The sequence below is a fragment of the Psychrobacter sp. PAMC 21119 genome (assembly GCF_000247495.1).
In the GTDB taxonomy this organism is placed as follows: domain Bacteria; phylum Pseudomonadota; class Gammaproteobacteria; order Pseudomonadales; family Moraxellaceae; genus Psychrobacter; species Psychrobacter glaciei.
In genome coordinates this window covers 47,593-69,891 of record NZ_AHVZ01000036.1, presented here as the reverse complement: position 1 = coordinate 69,891, position 22,299 = coordinate 47,593, and the positions used below count along the sequence as shown (strand labels likewise).

General features: G+C 43.6%; 17 protein-coding genes. 9 read left to right on the top strand and 8 right to left on the bottom strand.

Going from position 1 to position 22,299, the window contains the following annotated elements; genetic code table 11:
- Positions 1-137: 137 nt before the first annotated feature.
- Positions 138-278, top strand: coding sequence for an entericidin A/B family lipoprotein (locus RH96_RS11895; RefSeq protein WP_010201268.1), 141 nt, complete (start codon positions 138-140; stop codon positions 276-278).
- A 123-nt stretch (positions 279-401) separates the two neighbouring features.
- Here the strand turns inward: RH96_RS11895 and hemW are convergent, their stop codons facing one another.
- Complete coding sequence (hemW, locus tag RH96_RS11890) at positions 402-1,724, bottom strand: radical SAM family heme chaperone HemW (RefSeq protein ID WP_026037335.1); 1,323 nt, start codon at positions 1,722-1,724, stop codon at positions 402-404.
- Positions 1,725-2,107: 383 nt separating this feature from the next.
- Here hemW and RH96_RS11885 point away from each other — a divergent pair, with 383 nt between their 5' ends.
- The 5 genes from RH96_RS11885 to accC all read left to right on the top strand — a co-directional run bounded on the left by RH96_RS11885 (position 2,108) and on the right by accC (position 7,939).
- Positions 2,108-2,605, top strand: a complete 498-nt coding sequence (locus RH96_RS11885) for an EVE domain-containing protein (protein WP_010201266.1) — start codon at positions 2,108-2,110, stop codon at positions 2,603-2,605.
- A gap of 155 nt (positions 2,606-2,760) precedes the next feature.
- A complete protein-coding gene (locus RH96_RS11880) occupies positions 2,761-3,801 on the top strand; it encodes a hypothetical protein (RefSeq protein ID WP_010201264.1) in 1,041 nt (346 codons plus the stop codon).
- 484 nt (positions 3,802-4,285) lie between these two features.
- The gene (locus RH96_RS11875) at positions 4,286-5,653 is read left to right on the top strand and encodes an MATE family efflux transporter (protein WP_010201262.1); all 1,368 of its coding nucleotides are present in this window, start codon (positions 4,286-4,288) and stop codon (positions 5,651-5,653) included.
- 356 nt (positions 5,654-6,009) lie between these two features.
- Positions 6,010-6,438 (top strand): acetyl-CoA carboxylase biotin carboxyl carrier protein, encoded by a 429-nt coding sequence (gene accB / locus RH96_RS11870; RefSeq protein ID WP_010201260.1) that lies wholly within the window; start codon positions 6,010-6,012, stop codon positions 6,436-6,438.
- 139 nt (positions 6,439-6,577) lie between these two features.
- Positions 6,578-7,939, top strand: a complete 1,362-nt coding sequence (accC, locus tag RH96_RS11865; RefSeq protein ID WP_010201258.1) for an acetyl-CoA carboxylase biotin carboxylase subunit — start codon at positions 6,578-6,580, stop codon at positions 7,937-7,939.
- Positions 7,940-8,104: 165 nt separating this feature from the next.
- Here the strand turns inward: accC and RH96_RS11860 are convergent, their stop codons facing one another.
- Both RH96_RS11860 and leuA read right to left on the bottom strand, forming a co-directional pair.
- A complete protein-coding gene (locus RH96_RS11860) occupies positions 8,105-8,725 on the bottom strand; it encodes a hypothetical protein (RefSeq protein ID WP_010201256.1) in 621 nt (206 codons plus the stop codon).
- A 254-nt stretch (positions 8,726-8,979) separates the two neighbouring features.
- The gene (leuA, locus tag RH96_RS11855) at positions 8,980-10,764 is read right to left on the bottom strand and encodes a 2-isopropylmalate synthase (protein WP_010201254.1); all 1,785 of its coding nucleotides are present in this window, start codon (positions 10,762-10,764) and stop codon (positions 8,980-8,982) included.
- A 217-nt stretch (positions 10,765-10,981) separates the two neighbouring features.
- Here leuA and RH96_RS11850 point away from each other — a divergent pair, with 217 nt between their 5' ends.
- Complete coding sequence (locus tag RH96_RS11850; protein ID WP_010201253.1) at positions 10,982-11,470, top strand: Lrp/AsnC family transcriptional regulator; 489 nt, start codon at positions 10,982-10,984, stop codon at positions 11,468-11,470.
- 5 nt (positions 11,471-11,475) lie between these two features.
- On the opposite strand, the gene RH96_RS11845 is transcribed toward RH96_RS11850, so the two are convergent.
- The 5 genes from RH96_RS11845 to RH96_RS11825 all read right to left on the bottom strand — a co-directional run bounded on the left by RH96_RS11845 (position 11,476) and on the right by RH96_RS11825 (position 17,905).
- A complete protein-coding gene (locus RH96_RS11845; RefSeq protein ID WP_037033602.1) occupies positions 11,476-12,732 on the bottom strand; it encodes a YbfB/YjiJ family MFS transporter in 1,257 nt (418 codons plus the stop codon).
- Positions 12,733-12,826: 94 nt separating this feature from the next.
- Entirely contained in the window at positions 12,827-14,179 is a 1,353-nt protein-coding gene (locus RH96_RS11840) for an ABC1 kinase family protein (protein WP_010201249.1), read from the bottom strand.
- A 170-nt stretch (positions 14,180-14,349) separates the two neighbouring features.
- Positions 14,350-15,153, bottom strand: coding sequence for a ThiF family adenylyltransferase (locus RH96_RS11835; protein ID WP_010201246.1), 804 nt, complete (start codon positions 15,151-15,153; stop codon positions 14,350-14,352).
- Between the two features lie 49 nt (positions 15,154-15,202).
- On the bottom strand, positions 15,203-16,054 hold the full coding sequence (gene prmC / locus RH96_RS11830; RefSeq protein WP_010201244.1) for a peptide chain release factor N(5)-glutamine methyltransferase: 852 nt from the start codon (positions 16,052-16,054) through the stop codon (positions 15,203-15,205).
- A gap of 27 nt (positions 16,055-16,081) precedes the next feature.
- On the bottom strand, positions 16,082-17,905 hold the full coding sequence (locus RH96_RS11825) for an AmpG family muropeptide MFS transporter (protein WP_010201241.1): 1,824 nt from the start codon (positions 17,903-17,905) through the stop codon (positions 16,082-16,084).
- Positions 17,906-18,696: 791 nt separating this feature from the next.
- Here RH96_RS11825 and katG point away from each other — a divergent pair.
- Together katG and RH96_RS11815 are read left to right on the top strand one after the other, a co-directional pair.
- Positions 18,697-20,880, top strand: a complete 2,184-nt coding sequence (gene katG, locus RH96_RS11820; RefSeq protein WP_026037333.1) for a catalase/peroxidase HPI — start codon at positions 18,697-18,699, stop codon at positions 20,878-20,880.
- A gap of 444 nt (positions 20,881-21,324) precedes the next feature.
- Positions 21,325-22,254, top strand: coding sequence for a LysR substrate-binding domain-containing protein (locus tag RH96_RS11815; RefSeq protein WP_010201236.1), 930 nt, complete (start codon positions 21,325-21,327; stop codon positions 22,252-22,254).
- Positions 22,255-22,299: the final 45 nt, after the last annotated feature.

Below are 22,299 nucleotides of genomic sequence, written 5' to 3'. Positions count from 1 at the left end.
TTATGATGGCTCTACTGGATTGCGAGATAATATAAACACATTGTTATCGTATCCTGTAATCCTTCAGTGAGGCTTAAGCAAGCTGCTTAGCCTTACTATTGTTCTGTATAACCACCCATTTATTTTGAGGAATTATTATGAAAAAATTAATCATTGCATCTTTGACGGCTATGTTTGTATTAACTGGTTGCAACACTTTTAAAGGTCTAGGTCAAGACGTATCTAGCGCTGGCGATGCTGTAACTGGCGGCGCCCAAGAAGTTCAAAACAAAATCTAATTATTAATTCATTAGACTTGTTTTTAAAAGGCTTACCATTTATTTGGTAAGCCTTTTTTTGTTTCCATACTTTATCTTGTTGAGCAATCATTTTGCAGCATCTTTAAAACGAGCAAAGTCCTGTTATAAGAACGCTCTTAATATTTGGTTTAGATACCTGCTGCCTAATACTGTTGGCTTTAGCTGCTGACGATCATCTACGAGTAAGCCCTGCTTGACTGGCTTATCTACTTGCCCAGCGACACTGTCATAGCAAAGTCCTGTTCGATCCTCAAACAGTGCCCACGACACCCCAGCATGTAAACGTAGTGCATTGAGCATGAATTCGCTGATCAGCTCATCACTAGCAATCTGTTGCCAACCAATCATTTTTGGGAAATGTTGGCTGTCATGAGATGTCTCAGTTATATCTTGATAGTCGACATAATCCTTAGGTAAACGTGACTTACTAAAGCGATAAATACCTGATTTTGCTAATAACTCACTGTCTAACCCTTCATGTCTTTCTAATGACTTGAGCGTGCTCTCACTTAATAATGATGCGTGATCACCTGATTGCTTATTATCATCTGACTTATTGTTATCATCTAATTCATTCTTATCAACAGTCACCTTGCCATGAGCACCCGCGCCAATCGCCAAATAATCACCAAACTGCCAATAATTGACATTGTGGCGGCACGGCTTATCGGAAGCACCAGACCATGCCGACACTTCATAATTGTCATAGCCCAATTGCTGTAGCAATGCCTGACCGGCTTGCTCAATATCAGCGAGGCTGTCCTCATCTGGCAAAATGGGCTGACTGCGATAAAACACCGTGTTAGGCTCAATCGTTAGCTGATACCAAGAGATATGGGTCGCGCCAGCATTATGCGCGGTTTGAATATCGTTCAGTGCTTCAGTCAAGCTTTGCTGCGGCAAGCCATGCATCAAGTCGACATTGACGCGCTCAAACCCAGCACTCCGTGCCGCCTTAATCGCTGATAATGCTTGCTTGGGATCGTGTATGCGCCCGAGGGTTTTGAGCTTATCCGCAGCGAAGCTTTGCACACCAATTGACAAGCGATTGATACCGACATCCAGATACTGAGCAAATGGCGCGTGTTCAAGCGTACCCGGATTGGCCTCCATCGTAACTTCAATATCATCTGCAAATATAAAACACGCACGCAAGCCAGCAAATAAACGCTGATACTGCGCAATCGGCAGCAGCGACGGCGTCCCACCACCAATAAATATCGAGCCAATTTCACGCCCTTGAGTCAACGACTGCTGCATTTGAGCATCCAATAACAAAGCATCGACATATTCGTCATACATCGATAGCTGACTGTCTACTGGCAGCTCATGCGAATTAAAGTCGCAATAAGGGCACTTCTTTACACACCATGGAATGTGAATGTAAAGTGCTAACGGAATATTCATCACGTTTATATCAGTCATATGAGCATCGCTATTGGTAAAATCGAAGGCATTAGTCTTACTTGGTATGTAGGATTGACTATAGCTATAAAAAGTATCGCTAGGATAACGGTTAGAGGCCTCAATGAAAAGCATCGTGACAACAAAATAACTCACAAAACCACTCACAAAATCTATGTTAATACTGGTGTCTGACAGGCAATATAATCGTTACTGATAAAAATCTGTCACTAAGAAACCACCGCTATAGTAGATTCACTTTAAAAAAGAGGCAGTGTGACTGGGATGAATTTTTCGTCGCCTCTGTAATAGCAGCAAGCAAGGAAAATTTATACTAGTCACACCTAACTGGCAATATATCGATTTTATTCTGAACTGACTATACCAATAAAGGAATACAAGATATGGCCTATTGGCTTATGAAATCAAACCCAAAGTTTTTTAGTATTCAGGATTTGCAGCGTTTAGGCACAGAAGGTTGGGATGGCGTGCGCAACTATCGTGCCCGTAATTTTATGCGCGATGACATGCAAGTCGGTGATAAGGTGTTCTTTTATCACTCTAGCGCTAAGCCTTCTGGCGTTGCTGGCATTATGACGATCAGTCAAGCAGGCTATCCCGACCCCACCCAGTTTCATCCGGAACATCGTCACTACGACCCTATCGCCACCGAAGATGAGCCACGATGGTACATGGTAGATGTCACCTTTGAGCAGGCATTTATAGAGGTCTTACCATTATTAGAGCTCAAGTTTTTGCCCGCACTTGAGGACTCATTGCTGCTTAGGAAAGGCTGTCAGCAGTTAACCGTTATTCCTCTAGAACCCAAACACTGGCAGGCCATCATCGATATGGCAGAAACGCTTAATTTGATATTCGACAATAACAATCTTGCACTGTAACCATTGCGTATGTTTTCTATGACATCAATTAACACTTATCCATGCGTTTGCCTTTTAAATTTTGCTATATTTATCAGCCCAAATAAAAACTATATACCCAACAGCAATATTCTACTTTTTTATAACCGTCATATTTTAATCATCAGGACTCGTTTATGAGCGCACCCAAACTAGTATTGTCTTTATTAACCGTTAGTATGCTCGGCCTAACGCTGAGTGCTTGCGGCAGTGATAGCGATAAGATCAAAGAAGAGTATGACCGTGTAGAAGATCAGGTTAAAGATGAATACGATCGTATAGAAGACAAGGTTAAAGAAAAATATAAAGAGGCCGAAGATAAGCTGACCGATGACGAAAAGAGTATGGCAGAGATTTTAGAATCTGTATTTTTACCAGAAGAATCATTTGATGATTTCTTAGACAAGCTCACTCCAGAAGGCGGACGCGGCGGTCTATATGTCGGACACTTCGTCGAGCTAAACGACGGTGATAATAATGACATCGATATCGGTGCGGTCTACTTCGACATCAGTAATCAAGGTGCGGGTAGCGTCGATGGTAGCTTTAGTTATCAGCAGCAAGCTTGCCAAGAAAACAATGCTTTGGGCATAAACTCAGCGCTCAAAATCGATAACTATATCGCTGGCAAAGTCACGGGTAGCCTCGATACCTTAGAGTTTTTGGATATCAAATATGTCAGTGATTTAGGGTTAGAGACGCCAAACTTACTCACCACTTTTGCAGGGAGCTTTGAGGAAAAACAAGCTGGCTCACCATGGAAAGGCAGTTTTGAATACCTAGACGGCTTAGGCGGGCAAAAACTGTCCAGCGGTGAAGACAATTGCAAGGTGACCTATACCCTAAGCGATCGCTCTAATTTTACCACTTACGCGCTCGATTACGACCTTGGCAAGATGAACCTCGATGTGACGGGCAATGGTAGCCAAAAAACCGTCACTTGGCAGAATCCGATCAATACTCAGCATGTATTGGTCAGTCAAATTGATGTTAATAAAGCCGAGTCTGGCGCCAATGGTTACGTCCAAAACCTTGTGTTGAGCAACCTTGAGACACAGTTTACACCGTTGATTCCAAACAGCTCGACCAACTACGCCATCGTAGTGCAAGCGTTCGATGCTAATAACAACTTGATCGGCTATCAAGCAGTGGTACAAGATTTGCCAGAATCCCGATAGATTTTGGCCATATAATAGGCTTTCTTGTAGAAGCCTAGAGTGTGTCTTCATTTCAAAAATGGTGATAAAAATGAGATAAATTGCCGTCAAACAAGAAAAATAGCGCAGATAATATCGGGATATTAACCAGCTATTTGACGATGTTTGGCAAGATTTAGCCATTTTTAGCCCGTTCAGATGACTATCGAGTGAATTGAAGACACGCCCTAGGTTTAACCAACGTGATGGATGTTACTAAGCACTATAAAACCTTTCTAAAACGTTGACATCCCAGTCTGGCTTCTTTACCATCTTATCTACTTATGACCTGTCAATCTATCACTTGGATTGACGGGTTATTTTTATTTAAGTGTCTTTACTTATCGAATTGCTTGTCTTATTTATTGTCAGTACAACGCCACTGTTGCTGTCTCGCTATTGAGTGGTCGATGACAGTATTTGTCTATCAACACTAACCACCGCGAATTATGAAAAGTTGCTAATTATGGCTTTGCCAATATCCTTTACCGATTTCAAAAGCTACAGTTTACGTTTGGGCGTGCTCGCCTTACCCATCTTGATTACTCAGTTTTGCCAAGCAGCACTGGGTGTCGTCGATGCTATCATGGCAGGTCAAGTTTCTGCCCTCGACTTGGCAGCGGTCGCTGTTGGCTCTGGTATTTGGCTGCCTCTGTTCTTATTAGCCACGGGTATTTTAATCGCCACCACCCCTCTCATTGGGGAAGCTATAGGACAGAATAAACACAACCAAGTACCACATATCACTCAGCAATCCTTATGGACAGCAGGTGTGATTGGGATTCTTGGGTTTATTATTGTCAATCTTGCACCCAATGTCCTTGGTATCATGGGCGTCCCCGAAAATATCCAACCGATAGCGTCACAGTATTTACATGGGGTGTCGTTTGGTTTTCCTGCACTGGCGGTCTATGCCGTCCTACGCAGTTATTGCGAGGCGCTTGGGCGACCTGAGCCGGTGACAGTGATTAGTATCATTGGCCTGATCGCAGATATCCCACTCAACTATATCTTTATCCATGGTCTGTTTGGCATGCCAGAAATGGGCGGCGCTGGCTGCGGGGTCGCAACGGCATTAGTATTATGGATAAACGTCTTATTGCTCGTCGCTTATACCAGCTTTACTAAGCGCCAGCAATTTGCCAGCACGCGCTTCTTTTATAGTTTTGCCAGACCCAATCGCACACAGATAAAAAAACTGCTCAAGCTTGGCATCCCGATTGGCATCTCAATCTTCTTTGAGGCCAGTCTATTTAGCTTGGGAGCACTGGTCATCAGTCCATTGGGTGAGCTGGCAACTGCCTCGCATCAAGTGGCGCTGGCGGTGACATCGCAGCTGTTTATGATACCCATCTCGGTTGCCATGGCACTGACCATTATGGTGTCCAATCGCTTTGGTGAAAAGAACCTGCTGGCGCTGCGCCATGTACAAGCCACCGGACTTATCTGGACTGTCCTGATTGCCATCGTTTGTATGCTTGGAATCTGGCTATTCCGCCCACAACTGGCAGCCGCGTTCACGGACAATGTAGAAGTCAGAGCGCAAGCCATGCACCTTCTCATCTTTGCCCTTGCTTACCAACTATTTGATGGCTGGCAGGTCAACATTGCGGGGATACTACGCGGTATGCAAGACACCACGATACCGATGTGGGTGACGCTATTTTGCTATTGGTTGGTTGCCTTGCCGCTTGGCATCTATTTGGTGCGTTTCACGGATGTGGGCGCGCAAGGGTTTTGGATGGCATTGATCACGGGTTTGTTTTTATCCTCTATACTGCTCACCCTGCGTCTACGCTATCAACAAAAGCGCCTCACGATACTTTGGGCTTAAAGTTGCTATAGTCGGTTCAATATAATTTGGATACAAGGAAGGCGAACGAAAGTACTACAACTAGTAGGCTAAGCAAGGCTGACACTGTATCCAACTTATATAGGATTGACTATAGCATTCTTCTCTAATCGTAGTGTCTAGTAACCAATGCTGGCACTACTCGGCCACATAGACTATGATAAATCACTGATGATTTCTTACTCATAAGAAAAGCTTACGTCAAAATATGTAAAATTTCTCAGTTAACAACTGTACATTGATTGCTCATTGCCATGAATCTAGGTATCATTAGCAATTACTTAGACAATATTTCGTTACACTATTTCTTGAATTTAGTACAAGGCATTATAAAAACTATGGATATTGAAAAAATACGTACCCTAATCGCCCTCATGGAAGAAAGTGAACTGGTCAATTTAGAAATCAGTTCGGATGATGAGCATATTAGTCTGACAAGGCATTATGACACGCCAGTACCGACGATGATGGCTGCGCCTGCTGCTGGAGTAGCGCCTGCTGCTGCTGACACAAAACCAGCCATAAAAGCTGGTAGCGTTGAAACCTCACCAATGGTTGGCGTGTATTATTCAGCGCCTAGCCCGAATGATCCACCATTTGTGAAAGTCGGACAAAAGGTTCAAGCGGGTGATACGCTTGGCATTATCGAAGCCATGAAAATCATGAATCCTCTTGAAGCGACTCAAAGTGGTGTCGTTGACGAAATTTTGGTAGATAACTCTGAAGTCGTACAGTTTGGCCAGCCTATGATTCGCTACAAAGCGTAATAAGATTCGCCAACCTTTACTTCGTTATGATTGATATCTCGTTATTGCTCATCGCTTCTCACCATTGCATTTGATGATGGCAATCGATGACTGGCATAGCGACTTAGTCATTAACTACCGCTTCGACAAGGATGACCCCATGATAAAAAAACTGCTCATCGCCAATAGAGGTGAAATCGCACTACGCATCGTTCGTGCGTGTAAAGCGCTAGGAATCGAAACTGTAGGCGTCTACTCAACGGCTGACGCCAATTTGATGCACCTGCGTTTTGTTGATGAGGCCATTTGTATCGGCAAGCCAAATGCCAATCAAAGCTATCTTGATATCAATACTATTTTAACCGCAGCAGAAATCTCTGGTGCTGATGCTATCCATCCCGGTTATGGTTTTTTGTCTGAAAATGCCGAATTCGCTGAGCGTGTCGAAGAAGCAGGCCTAACCTTCGTTGGCCCTAATGCCGATCATATCCGACTCATGGGCAATAAAGTCTCCGCTATTAATGCCATGAAAAAAGCAGGTGTACCTACCGTGCCCGGCTCTGTTGGAGCGGTGACCTTGCACAATGCGGAAGAACAAGCACGCAACATTGGTTTTCCCCTATTGATCAAGGCGGCATCTGGTGGTGGTGGTCGTGGGATGCGTGTGGTTGAGCGCTTCGAAGAGGTCATCGGACAAGTACAAGCAGCAAAACAAGAAGCTGAGCTATGGTTTGGTGATGATACCGTCTATATGGAACGCTATCTACAAAACCCACGTCATGTCGAAGTACAAGTACTGGGCGATGGCAATGGTAATGCGATTCATCTATATGACCGTGATTGCTCATTACAACGTCGTCATCAAAAAGTCCTAGAAGAAGCCCCTGCGCCTGATATCCCTGATGATGTGCGCGAGCCTATCTTAAGGGCATGTGTCAAAGCTTGCGAGCTAGTCAAGTATCGTGGTGCCGGTACGTTTGAGTTTTTGTTTGAAAACAACGAGTTTTTCTTTATTGAAATGAACACTCGGGTACAGGTAGAGCATCCCGTTACTGAGATGATTACGGGTATCGACGTCGTCGTTGAGCAGCTAAAAATTGCCGCAGGTTACGGCTTGTCTTACCGCCAAAGCGAGATTGAAATTCAAGGTCATGCGATTGAGTGCCGTATCAATGCTGAAGATCCAGCGACCTTTATGCCATGTCCTGGTACCGTCAATCAGTTGTTTGCCCCAAGTGGTGCTGGTGTTCGATTCGATTCGCATTTGTATCCTGGGTATGAGATACCGACGTATTATGATTCGTTGATAGGTAAGCTTATCTGTCATGGTCAAACTCGTCAGCAAGCCATCTCTAAGACACTACATGCGCTTGATGAATTGGTGATTGAGGGCATCAAAACCAATATTCCTTTACATCGTGACGTGATATTGGCGGATGATAGTTTTGTACAAGAAGCACAAAACATTCACTATCTAGAAAGAGAATTATTAACAGCACACAAAGCCAAATCAGCGTCTTAGTTTGCCACTTTATTTTTATATAACGATAATGAGTAAAATCATCATTTAGCGTTGATAAATAGACTAAAAAAACCCGCTATCTATTAAGATAGCGGGTTTTTTAATGGGCTCACATAAAATTGAATTTTCTTTATAGACAATAACATCAATAGAATGTATCAAACATTATGGCAATACTCTGTTGAAGTTCATAAAGCATTCTCTGCCATCAGGGTCAGCGCACCACTGCATTTGGTTGCCATCATGGTTCAAAAACGCTATCAGCGCTTCATCAGTTTGATCAATCTTATTACCAGAGCAGTCTACTTCATTATTGTCATATACCGTTCGAATGGCAATCACAGGTAAGCCTTCTTCGCGATGAGTGACCAGATAGCGACCGTACGTCCATTCTTCACCACTGACAGCCCACATTTCATTGTCGGCACCAAAGTTATATAACTCACGGCATTGATTGGAAGCCAACGCTGACGCCATTAAATTATTGCGAGTTTTCGGCTGAATATTGAGAACACGCTCTTCGCTTTGTGTAAGAATCCCACCGTCTGTACCAGCATTTATTTTTGGCTCATCACCTCTGCTTGCTGGCGTGTCTACCAATGCCGCTTGCCTAGCCTCAGCCTCTTTAGTCATGGTCATACTACTGTCTAAGTCTATTTCCCATTGTCCAGCAATGGCAGGACTAATATGCGTCGTAATCGTCGGCTTACTAACTACTTCGCCATTCACTGGCAAGGAAGCCAGAATAGAGGCCAATGTAAATGAAGCAAATGATATCGGTTCCATAATTAACCTTTTTATTTATAATAATTGAGCAATACGCACATTAGCGTAAGTCTTAGACACCAAAAACACAAGTAACATTATGCTATTGGGTTTATGAATTTATGACACACAGAATCCAATAAGCTATTAATTATTTTATCACCCGTGTCTGTTTTAACCACTCAAACAATAACGCCATGGCTCTCACTGACGAATCGTAAAGAACCATGACGTTATGCGTGGGCAGTATCACCCTATCAAAGCATTATTTGCTATTAAGCAGCGGTAGTGTTTAATGCTTGAGCAAAGGCGGATAGTGCCCCTTTTAACATCGCTGATACCGTGCTGCTACAGGTGCCAATACCAGAGTAAACCTCGCCATCAACATTCAATTGAATGTAAGCGGCAGCATTGGCATTGGTTTTGTTATCACGATTGTTATCATCATCGATGCCATTACCGCTATTGTGCTGCGGATTGATCGCGTGCTCAGCATAATTGATGATATGTAGCGACTTGCCAGTATGCTGAGCAAGACCATTGATAAATGAGGACAATGGACCATTACCCGTGCCATCGATAGTAATGGTATCGCCATTCATCTGTACTTGACCGTTAAAATAAACCTGTCCACCTTTGTTGTTCACACTGTAGTCTAGTAGCTCAAAGCTACCTTGACGTAAATAGGTGTCCTCAAAGGTCTGTAGGATTTCATCATTTTGTAATTCGCGCGCCACTGTTTCAGCTTGCTGCTGAACCACGCGGCTAAAGTCAATTTGCATCCAACGTGGCAAGTTAAAGCCATAATTGCGTTGCAAGATATAAGCGACCCCACCTTTGCCAGACTGGCTGTTGATACGTACCACATCTTGGTAACTGCGACCAATGTGTGCCGGATCAATAGGTAGATATGCCACATCCCAAACGTTATCGGTTTGGTCTGTATGTTGCTCATTATAATCGAGAGATTTTTTGATGGCATCTTGATGTGAGCCACTAAAGGCAGTAAAGACCAATTCACCAACATAAGGATGACGTGGATGCAGCGGCAAGTTATTGCATTCGCTGACCACTTGGACGATTTCACTCATATTGCTAAAATCAAGATCAGGATCAATACCTTGGCTAAATAAGTTCATCGCCATGACCATAATATCCATATTACCGGTACGCTCGCCATTACCAAGCAACGTCCCTTCAATACGATCTGCACCCGCAAGCACCCCTAGCTCAGCAGCGGCAACGGCACAGCCACGGTCATTGTGCGTATGCAAACTGACGATCACATGCTCGCGCATAGCAAGATGGCGACAGAAATACTCAACTTGATCGGCAAAGACATTGGGCATAGATGCTTCAACGGTCGCCGGTAAATTAAAAATTACTTCTTGACCATTCTGCGGCTGCCAAACTTCACAAACCGCATCGCAGACTTCTACCGCATACTCAGTCTCTGTCTGGCTAAAGCTTTCAGGCGAGTATTGAAACACCCATTCTGTTTCAGGGTATTTTGCCGCATATTCTTTCAATAGCTTGGCACCTACGATAGCAATTTCTTTAATCTCAGCTTTGTCTTTGCCATAGACTTTTTCACGTTGGACACGGCTGGTTGAATTATAGACATGGACGACAGCACGTTTTGCGCCTTTTAATGATTCAAACGTACGGGCAATTAAATGCTCACGTGCCTGTACTAAGACCTGCAACGTCACATCATTAGGCACATGGTTTTCTTCGATGAGTTTGCGGGCAAAATCAAACTCAACTTGCGCCGCTGATGGGAAACCAATCTCGATTTCTTTAAACCCTACATCGACTAAAGTTTCAAAAAAGCGCATTTTTTGTTCAATAGTCATCGGATCGATCAAAGCCTGATTACCATCACGCAGATCGACACTTGCCCATATTGGTGACTTCTCAATCGTTTTGCTTGGCCATGTGCGATCCGGCAGTGAGGGCGCAAACGCAAATGGACGATATTTTTGATAGTCAAAAGCGGCACTTTTTGGTGTCTTTTTGGCAGTCGGCGTGGCTACAGTGCGTGTGGCTTGGTCAGACATAATCAATCCTTAGATAATATGAAATTTATATTTTAGCGAATAAGGCTGCTGATTAGATCAGTATTGAGCATACGAGATAACTAAAACTTATACTCTAATAATAGCAAAGTTTATGAGAGAGAAACCCGCTTTATTACACTATAATTAGAGATTATTTAGTGAAATAAAGCGTTTTTGTAGATATAATTAGATTATTTCACTAGCGAGTAACTATTCCATGCCTAGTAGTCATTCTGATAGTCCCATATTGACTGATATTGATGAGACCGATAGACGTTTATTGTGTTTATTACAGACTGAAGCCCGGATGAGTATCACCGAGCTTGCCGAACGTGTCAATTTATCTGCGACCCCTTGTGCCCGCCGTATCAAACGCTTAGAAGATACCGGCGTCATTACTGGCTACCATACCAAAACAGATGCGCAAAAACTTGGCTACCCGCTCGCCGTATTTATCGCAGTCAGTATGGATCGTCATACGGCTGAGCGTTTCGAGCAGTTTGAACGTAAGATCCAGAGCTTTGAGGAGGTCATTAGCTGTAGTATTGTCACAGGGCGTACAGAAGACTATCTTATCAAGGTCAGAGTACGTGATATGGCGCACTATGAAGAATTTTTATTGCATCGGCTTAATCGTATCGAAGGCGTGGCGCAAGTTCATACCAGTTTTGAATTACGAGAAGTGTTTAGCCGTAGTGTGGTTTAGACGCTCTAAGCAATCGTTGGCGACTGCCGACGAAACAATATTAATAACACCAATCCAATCATCAATCCAACAGCAGCAACAAGTAACCCTGCATTGAAATTGTCGTCCTGCCCTGCCAAGGCCACAGTCACCAATGGCCCTAAAAACTGCCCCAATGCATAAGCCAGTGTCGCCAATGCAATCAGCAAATTAGAATAGGCAGGATTGATATTTTTAAACAAAGTGAGTGTCATCGATACCATACCAACGAAAGTTAGCCCTAAGATAGCGGCATTACCATACAAGCCAATCGCACCATCGAACCATATGGGTAAGCACATACCAAATGCTTGCAATACCGTCAAACCCATCAAGGTTTTGGTTTCCCCAATTCGCTTGGCAAGTGCCCCCCACAAGGGGTTTGATAACATGGCAAAAATACCAACCACCAACCAAATCATCAACCCAGCATACGTCTGCGTCGTTAAGCGCTGTGCTGCCATCACTGGCAAAAAAGTCGCAGAACTGATATAACCAAACCCAGCAAGTACATAGCTCACAGAAAGTAGCGCAAGGGCTTTATGGTGACCAGCAACGGCTTCGTATAAGGAATGCTTAAAATTTAAATAGGTTTGATGCACCGATATGTGCTGTTTAGCGCGAATGTGCTGAGATTCAGTATGCTGTGACTGTCTTGGTTTTATAGCATAGAGCAGCCACAAAAGCGGCAGACTAGTAAGGCCTGCCACTAGCCAAATCACATCAAAATGATAACCCAATATTAACAGCCACCACGTCAGTATGGCGGAGGCGCTAATGCCAACACCAATACCTGCATAATGTACTGCCGAAAGTACAGAGCGACGCTCAGGACTGAGATTTTGAATCACAAACGAAGAGCTTAAAATCATTGCCACACCGCTTGCAATGCCTGCCAGCAAGCGAATGATATACCATAAATTTAACGACATAGATGGCACAACCAGCAGCATCGTTGTGACGATACTTACCATGACCCAAAGCGTCATGACCTGCCACGTCGCGCGCTGAGGTACGAACATGGCAATGAGCGCGCCGATAAAGTATCCAATATAATTGATTGAAGCCAACCAGCCTGCAATGGTCGTTGATAGCGATAGCTGCACCATAATATCAGGTAAGGTGGCGGTAAAAAGAAAGCGGCCATAGCCCATAACCACTGCCATGCAGTAAAGACCGATACAGGCAATGGCAGCTTCGTTGGTAATCGTAGGGAAAATACGGTTTTTAAAAGCCGTCATCATGACAGCGCCATTTTTGCGACCATTAGCACACAATCCTTTGTGTTAAAGCATTCAAAAGCAGTGACAAGTTAATAATGAAACATACAATAAAAACTTACGATACATTTAATGCTGGTGGCATGGTTACATCTATCTCTGTATGTCCCAGCATTTGCACACGTTGATCACTAAACATATCCATATCAGGCGCCAGCGTACGCATAAAACGGTCAAAATAAAGCATCTGCTTAGTCAATAAGGCAAAATCACGTGGAAAATGGATACCATGACGCTTACCGACTTCTACGATTTCTAGCATCATTTTATTCATCTCATCGGCTTGCTCTTTGCTGTTAAAAGGCACACCGCTGGTAAAGGCTTTGTCCTCCGCCATGATGGTTTTCATCATACGCTGCAAATCATTGCCCAATGCCACCACATCGACTTTATTACCACCATGCGTCATCTCCATATCAATCATATGGCGTGCCATTGATTGATAGTCACTGTCCTGCATGGCTTGCATCATGCCCATACAAGCCCGCCAGCTTTCGGCTTTTAGTTTACCGACAATCCCGAAGTCCAAGAAACCAATACGGCCATCGGTCAGCAGCATCAAATTGCCCGCATGCAAGTCAGCGTGGAAGCTATTGCACAGCATCAGACTAGCAAACCATGTGTTTAACGTATCTGCCATAACTTGTGCAGGATCAGCACAGTACTGGCGCATGAGCGACTCATCGACCATAGAGACGCCGTATAAGCGGCTCATGGTTAGGACACGCTTGGTTGTCAGCGCTTCATATACTTTGGGCGCGACCACACGGGTATTTCCTGATACTGCTAAGAACTGCTGAAAATCACGGATGTTTTGCGCCTCAGCGATAAAGTCCGTCTCAGCAAGCATACGCAGACGAATCTCATCGATAATCGGGGCAATACTGGCAAACTTCATCGATGGCATGAGTAGCTCAACCAACTTAGTGACGCCATGCAATACGCCCAAATCCGTCTGCATGATGGTCTCAACGCCCGGCTTTTGCACCTTTAGCACGACCTCGTCACCATTGTGCAGACGAGCTGCATGAACTTGAGCGATAGAGGCAGAGGCCAGTGGCTTTGAGTCGATATGAGCAAATTTATCATCAAGTGTCATGCCATCAATCGCCAGCTCTTCTGTGAGCACCTGTTCAATATACGCAAAAGACAATGGCGTCGTCTGGTCCAAACAACTCTGGAATGCCTTGACATAATCACGTGGAAACAGCGACGGTGTACTGGCGATAAATTGACCAATTTTGATATAAGTCGTGCCCAACTGCTCAAAGGTTTCTTTGAGTAGCATCGCGTCAGGTTTTTCACCTTTTGCCACTCTTAGCGCAGACAGACCTGCCACACTCGCTGTTTGGCGAACACGGTTCATGACATTAAAAGTATGCTTTAATAAATGCGGACGATGAATTTTCATAAAAAACAACTATGGTAATAAGAAGGAGGTTTGAAGATAGGCAATACAGTACAAAAATGCATTAAAATCAGATTACTCAGTTATAATCGGTTCAATATAATTTGGATATAAGGAAGGCGAGTGAGAGTACTACAAGTCGTAGACTAAGCGAGCCTGACACCTTATCCCATTTATAGTGGATTGACTATAGGACTGCTACAGACAGGACACTGCGGGTCTTTTCGATAGCCCATCAGCCGCTGCTGCATCTGACTACCATCCCATATGAGCAGCTTGTTTGTCAGTGGATTTTTGGTTAATCCCAAGTATTGTAGTGCAGCATTGGCTTGCAGATTACCCATAACCGCAGTGGTACTGGCTAGCACTCCTGAATTGGCACACGTACGTTCGTCAGCGGCTTCATCAGGTACTACGGATCCGAACACGCAGTGATAACAACCAGTATCGAGCTGAGGCTCAAACAGTGCTAACTGTCCTTGCATCGCAATCGCTGAGGCGGACAATAGCGGGATTTGGTAGCGCACGCTGATACGATTGATAATATCACGCGTGGCAAAGTTGTCAGTACAATCCAATAGCAAGTCCGGCTTACCAGAGGCTATATCGAGCAATTCATAGGCATTGTCTTCATCTAACCGCGCCACTGTGCCACGAGTCTTTATCAAAGGATTGATGCGCTCTAACATGGCTGCTGCGGTCAATGCTTTGGGTTTACCAATATCGTCCGGTAAAAACAGCGTTTGCCGTTGTAGATTACTCGCTTCAATTTCATCATCATCGATCAGATGAATATAACCTACGCCAGCACGTACCAATGTTTCAGAAGCAGGGCAGCCTAGGCCGCCTGCGCCTATCATCACCACGCGTGCTGACTTGAGTCGCAGCTGAGCATCCATATCCCAACCGTCTAATAAAACCTGCCGTGCATAACGGAGCAGCTCGTCATCTGATAGCTGTACCAGCGCTTCTACCATAGTCATTCAAAGCCTATAATCAAATAAGTTTACTAATAAAAAAACTTGTCTACTGAGCTTGTCCTAGCGTGACGCGATCATTACCACCGTAGTCTTTTACGGTATGTACTGACTCAAACCCATTGTCTAGAAACAGCTGTCGAACAGCATCACCTTGATCATGGCCATGCTCGATAGCCAGTAGCCCACCTGTACGTAAATACTTTGTTGCTTGCTGGATAATATGTTCGATATCAGCCAAACCCTGATTGGGCGCACTTAAGGCGCTGATCGGTTCAGCTGTTAGATGGGCTAAATGCTCGTCTGTCTCGTCAATATAAGGAGGGTTTGAAACGATAATATCAAACTTCGGCTCATCGCCAGTAGATAGCGCTTGATACCAACTGCTTTGAATAAATTCAACATTGGCAACATTATTTCTTACGGCATTATGCTGAGCCACTTTAAGCGCCTCGGACGATAAATCAACCGCCACGACTTGCCAGTTAGCTCGTTTTAACTCATGAGCAAGACTAATCGCAATACAACCTGAACCTGTCCCCAAGTCTAGCAATCGCTTATTACTGAGTTGCGTTGGCTGAGCATTGATCCAATCTAGCACCTGCTCAACCAACACTTCGGTGTCAGGCCTAGGAATCAAAGTATGCTCATTCACGCTAAAGTTAAGCGACCAGAATTCCTGCTGACCAGTCAAATAAGCCAAAGGTGTGCCCTGCTTCATTTTAGCCACACCAGTATCAAATTGCTCAAGCTCAGTATCAGACAACTGGTAATCTTCATCAGTGATTAGAAATGAGCTCGGTTTTTGTAGTATATGCAAAAGCCAAGCTCTCACCCAATATTTGGATACATCTTCAATTAATCTATTTTTGATGGTCTTAATACTACTTAGATGGGTCATATATATTTATTCACTCGTTAGAACTAATCACTCCAGTTTAATAGATGGTTCGACTGGATCGTCATTACTACCAATAATCACATGTTTATCGACTAAATAGATTAGCACTAAAACAGGAATACCAATCAAAAAGGTAATCAGGAAAAAATTAGCAAAGCCGACATTGTCTGAAATAGCACCAGAATAGCCACCGAGCACTTTTGGAAATAAAGTCATTAATGAGGAAAATATTGCGTATTGTACCGCGGTAAATTTCACAGATGTCAGTGCAGACAAAAAGGCGATAAACACAGCAGTAGCAAAGCCTGCTGCCAAATTATCTACAATAACTGCAAAGTACATATAGTTCATATCACCCGGATGATAAGTCAATAAAATGAACAGTAAGTTCGTTGCACTTGACGCTATCGCACCAATAAGCATTACATGCATCATTTTCATTTTTTGAGCAATAAGACCACCTAAAAACCCCCCGGCTATCGTCATAAATAACCCAAGGAATTTTACCGCATCAGCAATTTGAATTTTGGTGAAACCCATTTTAGCGTAAAAAACGTTTGATAAATTACCCGCTACTATGTCAGATACACGGTAAAACCCTATGAGCAATAGCAGCAGTATCGCTTGCTTACCATAGCGGCGAAAGAAATCTGCGATAGGCTCTACCCATAATTGCTTAGCGACAGCTTTTTTTGCCAGCCCAACAGCTATCAATGCATAGCCTACAACGATGGCTACACCCAAGCTACCAAGTAGTCTCACGACTTCCAACAGAAACTTTAATAATACACCTTCAGGGCTCTCAAATATCTTGCCAATCAATATAAACGCGCCTATAAATGCCAGCACTGATAAGATAAATAGGAATAATATTCTAATATTATCATTACGTGTCTGCACTGCTGAAGCTACTTTATTGACTATTTTAGGCTGGTTCAAAATAAAATAAACTAACAAAAATGGTGCACATGCCATTACAATCAAGAAGTACGTATTTATCGTAGGCAAATACTCAACAGGTATTAACATTAAAGGTATATTTAATATTCTAGTGAAAAAAGTGCCAAGGAACACTGGCACGCCATAGACGACACCCGGAATCAACAAAAAAGCAGCATAAACAGAGAAAATCTTTAAATTTCTTTTTTGCTTCTTTAGATTTAAAGATTCTGCTGTAGGCTCATAGATGGCGAACGTCGTCAGCAATCCAACCGACATAACCGCCATCATCGTATAATAAGTATTACGCCATGCTTCATAGCTATACGACGTTTCAGACGAGCCAAAATAAGTCGCTAAATAAAGAGCGCCTGCGCCAGCAACAATCATCCCTATACGATAACCTGCTACATATATCGAAGATAAAGTGGCTTGCATCTCAGCGCCTGCAAGCTCAATACGATAAGAGTCCACCACAATATCCTGCGTCGCGGATGAAAAGCCTAGTAAAACCGCGCCAAGTGCCATCAACCAAAGTACATTGTCTACAACTGGGTTGACACTTGCCATCGTAAAAATTGCTAGCAAGATCAGTAATTGGGAGATAAACATCCATGCTCTACGCCGTCCTAGCCATTTGGTTAGAAAAGGCAGTGGCATAGAGTCAATCAAGGGTGCCCAAATAAATTTAAAGGAGTAGCCAAGTCCAGCCCAGCCAAACATCGTGATAACGCCTGTTTCAAGACCTGCTTCACTTAGCCATAATGATAAGCTCGAAAAAACCAACAGAATAGGCACACCCGCTGAAAAACCAAGAAAAAGAATTATCATGACACGAATGTCTAAAAAAGACTTTAACGCTTCAGACCAAGATTTTTCCGCGACTGGCGGAGCAGATTTGACGGCAGACATAATAACTCACCAATACTTAAGACAAAGAACACAACTGCGCACAATTTTTATCAATCATTTATAACAAAAATCCGCTATCAGCTGTCGCCAAAAAGGATTGATAAAAATTGCTCAGCGTTGCACAAAACGAGCATTACCACAAAATTCAATTATGGTACTTGAGAACGCCTACCTTGACTAGATATTTTTGCATTAACTTATTGATAGCATACGTCATGCGATGGCTTATATTTCTTGATAGTCACGCAAACAATTGCATTGTCCCAACAAGGTTACCTTAGCTCTCTTATTTCTTACTAAACGCTCTCTTGAAAGATGTCTGACAATGACAGTATTTATAGGTAATATAAAGGTAGCAATAAAATTGACGCAGGCTTAATTAGTTGAGCGTACTCTATAGGTTTAACTTTAACTGGCAATGATAAACACAAGCGTTAATAAAGATTTAAATAAACAAAACATCAAGCTTTTTATGATTGATAATTTAAAATTTATAATCCTTATATATTAGTTTTATAAATACATAGACCTTCGTTATGCTCTATGTATAAACAATGATTATCTCGATTAACTGTTTTTTCTTTTTATTATCACAACCTAGGAGTTATAACATGTCCGACTCAACCAATAACATAACTGACAAAAACACAGCGCAGGATACTGCTGGTTGTCCCGTAAACCACGGAGACAATAATGCGCCAACTAACACGACCTATGATCAAGGTGATGATAAGGGACCGACGATTCATAGTGAAAACGTCGATCATACGCATGCACCGCAGCGACCTAGTATGGGCGGCTGTCCAGTTATGCATCAAGCACATACTACCACTGCCTCTGCTGCAACTGATTGGTGGCCAAACAGCCTAAACCTAGACATATTGCATCAGCAAGACAAAAAAACTGATCCAATGGGTGAAGACTTTGATTATGCTGAAGCTTTTAAACAATTAGATCTAGAAGCAGTCAAAACTGACCTGAAAAACCTAATGACTGAGTCACAAGAATGGTGGCCAGCTGATTGGGGTCACTATGGTGGTTTGATGATTCGCATGGCATGGCATTCAGCTGGTACGTATCGCGGTGCTGATGGTCGCGGCGGCTCTAACACTGGTAACCAACGCTTTGCACCATTGAACAGCTGGCCTGATAACGTCAACCTTGATAAAGCCCGTCGTCTATTGTGGCCAATCAAGAAAAAATATGGCAATAAACTATCATGGGCTGATTTGATGATTTTGGCAGGTAACATGGCTTATGAATCTATGGGCTTTAAAACCTTAGGTTTCGCTGGTGGCCGCGCTGATATCTGGCATCCAGAAAAAGACATCTACTGGGGTTCTGAGCGCGAATGGCTAGCGGCTACCAAAAACCGCTATGACAGCGACGAAGACCGTGCCTCACTCGAAAACCCACTAGCAGCAGTACAAATGGGCTTGATCTATGTCAATCCCGAAGGTGTCGATGGCAACCCTGACCCATTAAAAACCGCTCAAGATATGCGTACTACCTTTGCTCGTATGTCAATGAATGATGAAGAGACTGTCGCTCTAACGGCTGGTGGACACACTGTTGGTAAGTGTCACGGTAATGGTGATGCAACGATATTAGAGGATGAGCCAGAAGCTGCCGATATCAAAGAACAAGGTCTAGGCTGGCGCAATCCTAAAGGCAATGGCAATGCAGGTGATACCGTCTCAAGTGGTATCGAAGGTGCATGGACCACCAATCCAACCCAGTGGGATCACGGTTATTTTGAATTACTCTTAAACCACAACTGGGCATTAACCAAAAGTCCAGCAGGCGCGTGGCAGTGGGAACCAACAGATATCAAAGAAGAAGATCGCCCATTAGATGCGCATGACTCAAGTGTCCGCCGTAACCCAATCATGACTGATGCAGATATGGCTTTGATCAAAGATCCTGTCTATCTTGAGATTTCAGAGAAGTTCCATCAAAATCCTGAATATTTTGATGAAGTATTTGCCAAAGCATGGTTCAAGCTGACTCACCGTGATTTAGGGCCAAAATCCCGCTACTTGGGTGCAGACGTACCAAGCGAAGACTTTGTATGGCAAGACCCTATTCCAACAGGAAATACTGACTTAACCGCTGATGATATTGCGACGCTAAAATCACAAATATTAGACAGCGATCTGAGCCGCCGTGAGTTAATCATTACAGCATGGGACAGCGCACGTACGTTCCGCGCGTCAGACTATCGCGGCGGTGCAAATGGCGCACGTATCCGCTTAGCCCCGCAAAAAGACTGGACAGGCAATGAGCCTGAGCAATTACAACGCGTGCTTGAGACATTGACACGCATTCAAGCTGGTTTTGACAAAGATGTGAGCTTGGCTGATTTGATTGTGCTGGCTGGTAATGCTGCTATTGAGCAGGCAGCAGACGAGGCAGGCGTAGACGTTACTGTACCGTTCAAAGCAGGCCGCGGTGATGCTGATGGTGACATGACCGACGCTGAATCTTTTGCAGATTTGGAGCCTTTACACGATGGTTATCGTAATTGGGTCAAGCAAGACTATGCGGTCTCTCCTGAAGAGATGCTATTAGACCGTACGCAGCTAATGGGTTTGACGGCTCCTGAAATGGTGGTATTGGTTGGTGGTATGCGAGTTCTCGATACCAATCATGGTCAAAGCCAACATGGCGTCTTTACTGACCGTGCTGGTGTGCTTACCAACGACTTCTTTGTCAACTTAACAGACATGAACCACACGTGGAACCCTGTAAAAACGGGTGATAATACTGCCGGTAACTATGAAGTACGCGAACGTAGTACTGGCAAGATAAAATGGCAAGCGAGCCGTGTGGACTTAGTGTTTGGTTCAAACTCTATTTTACGCGCTTATGCTGAGCTATACGCGCAAGACGATAATTTAGAGAAGTTCGTTCGTGACTTCGTCCGCGCTTGGAACAAGGTCATGAATGCGGATCGTTTTGATATCGCTGACTAGCCTTTTGTACTTAGTCTGACGCTATTTATTAAGGTTGACGGTACGAATTAAATCCAAACTCTACAAACAGCTATCTTTTAAAAGGTGGCTGTTTTTTTGTTGAATAATGCGCTTTTATTACAATTTGAAAACTAGTCATAGTCACAATACCCCAAAAACGCTACGATACTGTTGATATTAATTTTTTGTAGCCTCTGTCGGCACAGGCACAGCAAGCAAGCAAGCAAAAATTGATATCAGCAGTGCGTGATGTATCGATATTACTTTTCACTGACTATAGCAACTAGATTATAACTTCTATATTCCTAATTATTATTAATTCATAGCTATTTATTATATACAAGAATAATAGATTTGATTTACACTGGTCGCTTACGGCATATTTGTTCGTTTTTATTTCTATATACAAACAGGATTTGTATATTTATACAATAGGATTCAGTTATGGCAATCGATGTAGTGGTCAATCAGCGGCACTTGCAAATTCAACTCAAGCAGTTGGAGACGGTGTGGCATACGGTGATCAATGGCTATAACCTAAGTCAAGCGGCAACGGTACTGCACACCAGTCAATCAAGCTTATCCAAGCATATCGCAGCGCTTGAAAACCAACTAAAAACTGAAGTGTTCGTGCGTCAAGGCAAGCGCTTGACCGGTCTGACGACCATGGGTACAGCGCTCATGCCGCATATCGAGTCCATCTTTGCTGAAATCCGTACGATTGAGAACTTGAGCCTCGATTTTAACAACCCCAATGTCGGCACCTTAACCATTGCTACCACCCATACGCAAGCGCGTTACGTGTTACCGCAAGTGGTCAAAGAGTTTAAAGAACGCTTTCCTAAAGTGAATCTAATCTTGCAACAGGCGGATCCTGAGACCATCGCCCAGATGGTGATACGCGGGCAAGCTGACATCGGTATTGCAACCGAGTCGTTGCTCCATAATAACTATCTGCGCTGTTATCGCTATTATGATTGGACACATCGCGTTATCGTGCCAAGCGATCATGAGCTTGCCAGTTACGAATCTATTGATTTGCCGACCCTTGCTAGCTATCCAATTGTTACCTATCACGGTGGTTTTACCGGACGCGGTGCGATTGATAAAACCTTTACAGATGCAGGTCTTGAGCCAGACATTGTTTTAGCAGCACTCGATGCCGATGTGATTAGTACTTATGTCGGTCTTGGTTTAGGGATTGGTATTATTGCCGAGATGGCTTTTGAGCCAAGTCATTATCAGAACTTAACAGCTATTCCAGTAGATCATTTCGGGCGCTTTACCAGTTGGATGGCGGTAAGGGACGATGCAGAAATCCGCCAATACGGGCGCGCTTTTATGGAATTATGCCAAAAGCAGTTTAGCCAGTAGGCTCAGGCTTAGCACAGTAAATTGAGTTCCATAAGCTCAGCTAAA

Coding starts and splice junctions, on each gene's coding strand:
- RH96_RS11875 (WP_010201262.1), top strand. CDS start 4,286: ATGGCTTTGCCAATATCCTTTACCGATTTCAAAAGCTACAGTTTACGT.
- RH96_RS11860 (WP_010201256.1), bottom strand. CDS start 8,725: ATGGAACCGATATCATTTGCTTCATTTACATTGGCCTCTATTCTGGCT.
- hemW (WP_026037335.1), bottom strand. CDS start 1,724: ATGACTGATATAAACGTGATGAATATTCCGTTAGCACTTTACATTCAC.
- prmC (WP_010201244.1), bottom strand. CDS start 16,054: ATGACCCATCTAAGTAGTATTAAGACCATCAAAAATAGATTAATTGAA.
- RH96_RS11825 (WP_010201241.1), bottom strand. CDS start 17,905: ATGTCTGCCGTCAAATCTGCTCCGCCAGTCGCGGAAAAATCTTGGTCT.
- RH96_RS11840 (WP_010201249.1), bottom strand. CDS start 14,179: ATGAAAATTCATCGTCCGCATTTATTAAAGCATACTTTTAATGTCATG.
- RH96_RS11885 (WP_010201266.1), top strand. CDS start 2,108: ATGGCCTATTGGCTTATGAAATCAAACCCAAAGTTTTTTAGTATTCAG.
- accB (WP_010201260.1), top strand. CDS start 6,010: ATGGATATTGAAAAAATACGTACCCTAATCGCCCTCATGGAAGAAAGT.
- katG (WP_026037333.1), top strand. CDS start 18,697: ATGGGCGGCTGTCCAGTTATGCATCAAGCACATACTACCACTGCCTCT.
- RH96_RS11835 (WP_010201246.1), bottom strand. CDS start 15,153: ATGGTAGAAGCGCTGGTACAGCTATCAGATGACGAGCTGCTCCGTTAT.
- RH96_RS11845 (WP_037033602.1), bottom strand. CDS start 12,732: ATGATGACGGCTTTTAAAAACCGTATTTTCCCTACGATTACCAACGAA.
- RH96_RS11895 (WP_010201268.1), top strand. CDS start 138: ATGAAAAAATTAATCATTGCATCTTTGACGGCTATGTTTGTATTAACT.
- RH96_RS11815 (WP_010201236.1), top strand. CDS start 21,325: ATGGCAATCGATGTAGTGGTCAATCAGCGGCACTTGCAAATTCAACTC.
- RH96_RS11850 (WP_010201253.1), top strand. CDS start 10,982: ATGCCTAGTAGTCATTCTGATAGTCCCATATTGACTGATATTGATGAG.
- RH96_RS11880 (WP_010201264.1), top strand. CDS start 2,761: ATGAGCGCACCCAAACTAGTATTGTCTTTATTAACCGTTAGTATGCTC.
- accC (WP_010201258.1), top strand. CDS start 6,578: ATGATAAAAAAACTGCTCATCGCCAATAGAGGTGAAATCGCACTACGC.
- leuA (WP_010201254.1), bottom strand. CDS start 10,764: ATGTCTGACCAAGCCACACGCACTGTAGCCACGCCGACTGCCAAAAAG.